Origin of the sequence: Synechococcus sp. H55.2 (genome assembly GCF_047462495.1) — a bacterium.
Lineage (GTDB): Bacteria > Cyanobacteriota > Cyanobacteriia > Thermostichales > Thermostichaceae > Thermostichus.
The window spans coordinates 1-3,959 of sequence record NZ_JANSJH010000149.1 but is presented as its reverse complement, the minus strand read 5'-3'; the positions used below and the strand labels follow the sequence as shown (position 1 = coordinate 3,959).

3 protein-coding genes are annotated in these 3,959 nt (G+C 53.4%); all 3 read right to left on the bottom strand.

What is annotated here, in order from left to right; translation table 11 throughout:
- On the bottom strand, positions 1–993 hold a 993-nt coding region (locus tag NW844_RS12360; RefSeq protein WP_414336059.1), incomplete at its 3' end, for a DEAD/DEAH box helicase.
- 32 nt (positions 994–1,025) lie between these two features.
- Complete coding sequence (locus tag NW844_RS12355; protein WP_414336058.1) at positions 1,026–2,324, bottom strand: hypothetical protein; 1,299 nt, start codon at positions 2,322–2,324, stop codon at positions 1,026–1,028.
- A gap of 4 nt (positions 2,325–2,328) precedes the next feature.
- On the bottom strand, positions 2,329–3,921 hold the full coding sequence (locus NW844_RS12350) for a hypothetical protein (protein WP_414336056.1): 1,593 nt from the start codon (positions 3,919–3,921) through the stop codon (positions 2,329–2,331).
- Positions 3,922–3,959: the final 38 nt, after the last annotated feature.

The window sequence follows — 3,959 nt, the reverse complement described above, 5'->3', positions numbered from 1 at the left end:
GTAAGTGTGCAACTCATCGACCACGAGCAAGAATTTGCGCTCGCGATTCTCTTGCAGCCACCTTTTCGTTTGCTCGAACATCCCGGCCTCGATTTGCCGCATCAGCATGATGTTGAGCATGGAATAGTTGGTAATCAAGATGTCCGGGGGATGCGCTTGCATATCCCAGCGCGAGCGCATTTCTCCTCCATCCAAGCGCGGAAAGTAAAACCTCAAATCTGGGTCTTGGCTCTGGACGGCAACCTTTTCCTGCTCCGCTTGCAACTCTCGCAATTGCCGGGCTAATTCCTTGACCTTATCGGAAGTGGGGTAGCCGGGGAGGGGGGTCTGACCCGTGTAACGACCGAAGGTGATGCGATTGCAACCCCGCTCGCGATCAAGCCATTCATGGGTTTCTGGGCCATCCAACACTTTGCGCAACCGGCGCAATTGATCCTCCACCAAAGCATTTAGGGGATAGAGAATGAGCGCCCGGATTGCCGCCGGTCGTTTTTGCTCTTGGCGCTGTGGCACCCAATTTGGATTGTCTTCCTCCTGCCACCAAAACGTATCCCTGCTTTCAGACATCCGATCCCAACTACGGGATTCCCGCGCAAGGTGGGCTAGGATTGGCAACAAAAAACACTCGGTCTTGCCGGAGCCAGTTCCCGTCGTTACCACAATATCCTTTTGATCAACGATGGCTGCTTTCAAACTCTGCCATTGGTGCTCATAGAGGGGTAAGTTCGGGAACAAGGAACGACCGAGGTGGGCCAAGTCTTCATAGCCAGCGGGTAAATCTTTTGCTGCTTCCTCGAGGGTTTTGCCAGAAGAAGGGTAGACGGGTGTGGGCTCCAGTAGAGGAGGAACACTGAGCAGAGGATGATCAGGGCTGTAATGCAAGTGGCGATCGCGCTCGGCGCTAAGAGCAGGATACCGTAAGGGAAAAGCACTCTTAATGTAAAGCTGATAGATTCGATCCAATCGCTGATAGGTGCCGATGAGGTCGTACATGATTTCTCCTTGGCTTTGGGCAAAAACCTTAGCTATTTCTCCAAATCGAGCAGCGGCAGCCGCTCGCCGATGATTTGCCATGCAGTTGGCGTAATGTTCTGATAAACCAGTTCCTCTGTTTCAGGTCTGTAGCAAGGCAAACAGCCGGATTGCATGACCAAATAGCGTTCGTAGGCTAGCGGCCAGCGCTGGCTGATAGGGATCGATAATTCTCGGCTATTTGGGTCGTACTTAACTGATAGGTTTTCGGAAGCAAGGCGAGTCAAAGCCAAAAAACGTAAGCCGTACCACTCGCCGCTGTACCACCTGTCTTGCTCGCGGTCGTAGAACAGGGCATGCTGTTGTGGGGATCCCTTCTCATGCAATTCGTAGAAACCTGTTTCCTCAGCAGTCGGCACGTCTGCGAAGTGGCTCCCATCATAACGCTTCAGCCGATAGCGGTGGAGTGGCACCCAATCGACAACGTCCAGTGTAGCCACCCAATTGTCCCACTGGGGAGGAGCCTCGACCGGGCGGATGCCTAGGGTAGGGTAGCTGGCTCGCAACTTGGCGATCGCCGTGGCAACATCAGTCTGCAGCTCGAACTGCCAGCAGGGTGGCGCATCCTTTCGAGATTGGGGGATCTCCTCAAGGCGACCCAATTGCTGAAGATCTTTCTGGAGAGCTGCATTCCGCTGACCGTACAGCACGTAGCAATTTTCACCGACCGGCTGCAAGGAAGGCGGCTGCATCTGCCAGCGTCTGCCATCTCGAGCCACCGTGAGATGCCCCAGCAATTGTAGCCGACGCAACAACCGACGTGGTTGGGGTAGGTCTAGGCGATCGCATACGGCTTGAAAGGTTTCCCAAGAACCGGAACCGGCTGCCGATAGCCACCAAAGCAGTTGTTCGCACGCTCGAGAGCGATCGCTTTCTGCCGACTCAGCTATAGGTGTTTCCAAACGAAATGGGTTGACTTTAGGCAGCCGTTTGACTTCGAAATACCTTATAGTTTGGATATCCTGCTCTAAATCGTAGGCGATACCCACCATGTGTCGAATTTCTTCCCAGTAAAATTCTTGCCTTGCAGCCTTATTAATACCGCTTATTGTTTTAAGAAATTTCTCAAGATTATCTTTTTGTTTAGATTTCCAATCAGGGCGTGCCTTCGGATCAATACCCAAGTAGAAGTAGTACTCGCCTTTTTTCTTGATACCTTTCTCAATTCGAACATGAGATATGACATCTACTAAATTTTCTTGAGTAATTCGCTTCTGTAAGTGCTCTAACAGCTTTTGTGGCTTAAATTTCTTGCAACGAGTGTGAAAGAGCCAGTAAATCAGCTTAGACATAAGATCATTCTCCTACTACACAAGCTAATGACAAATCATCCCAATTCAGAATCTTTAAAGAGCGTTCCTGGTGGGCAGTTCCGCTCCGAACTTGGATTCGATAAGTACCAGGAGGTAAGTCTGCTGGCAAATCCCAAGGCTGGTTGGTAGAGCGCTGGTCTCCTTGAAGGTATATGTTCCCAGTGACCACTTCAGTCAGGGTCACCGCTGCCGTAGGCTGAAATCCGTACACGGTCACCTGTGGTAAGTGATCCTTCAGCCAAGCCCGTCCTTGGGGTACCCGTAATCCGCCACTCAAGGCAATGTGCAGGCGATCGCGCGGCTGCAAGGCTTCTTTCAACTCGGGATGTTGTAAAAACAAACCGTCCCATACGGGGGCCAGCACCTGACATTCTTGGATTTCCCACCAGTCAGAAGTTTCGGCAAACGCAGGCTGGCGCTCGCCCGACCATTGCAGCAGGCTTTCTTCGCGCAGCCGCTGCAAATCCGGCCACAGGGCTTCCCGAAACAACACAGTGAAGTGACTGCCAAGTTTGGGCGCTCCCCAACTGGCTAGAGCACCGGACTCAGGGTTCTCAGGATCGGGCACCAAGACCCAGAAATCTCGAGCCGGCAGTTGGAGCTCCCGCAAGTGGGCATGGCCGCGAATAGGCCAGGCTCTCCCCTCAGCTAGATCGCCAGCAGAGAGTGGCTTGCCAACGGGGTAAAACCAACCTACGCGCTCCAAGCGCAGGCGACCTAAGTTTTCTACCGTCACCTCTGCAACTGGCCAGTGACGCGGCAGCTTGGGATAAAGGTAGTATGCTGGATCCCCCCACCGATCCTCGGTGCGATACAGCCCTGCAGTCAGACGCGTGGGGGGCTGGTACGCTCGGCTAAATCGTTGCGGTTCCGGGCGTCCTGCATCCAACCACTCTTGATGGACGGCTAGGATTTCGGCGCCCAGGACTTCGTGTCGCTGGCGGTCGTCCAGCAGCTCTGCCAGATGTTGGTTTAGGTTCTTTTCGCTCGCCAAATCCACCAGCAACTGGGTTTCGCTGCGGGCCGTAGTCCACTTTTTCTCGTAAAACATGCGACATAACTTTTGGGTGTCCGCCTCCCGCAGCAAGGCCTGGGAAATGGGGTAATTCAAATACCGGCGCGAGCCTTCCCCTGGTTTGGCGGTGGCAATCCATCCTTTTTCCTCTAGCCACCGGTTCCACTCCTGCCACAAGCTTTCTTCATCTCCGGCTTTCATCCCTATCGGACGGGTGTCGCCAGGTATTTCCAACCGTTGGCAAAAATGGGTGAAGAAGTCATTGGCATCCAGCTTGTCATCTCTCATCATGTCGTTGGCGGCGAGTACCATCAGCGCCAAGAAGGCCACCCCTGCCGGTTCGGACGATCCCTGGTTTTGCAAAGCCGATAACTGCAGCCGATTGCCATCTACCACCTGAGCGCGCACGGCTTGGCAGAAATCCTTAACTGTGCCTAGGCCCAGACCTGCTAAAACTTTTTGATCTACACTAAGGTAGACTGGCGTGTTGTAAGGAACTCCCAGTGTTGCCCATTGAATAATGGCTCGGTTCCAATGAGCGTATTCATCGCGCAGCGCCACAATGACCTCGCCCTAGGTCGCTTTCTCAATCCTAGGCA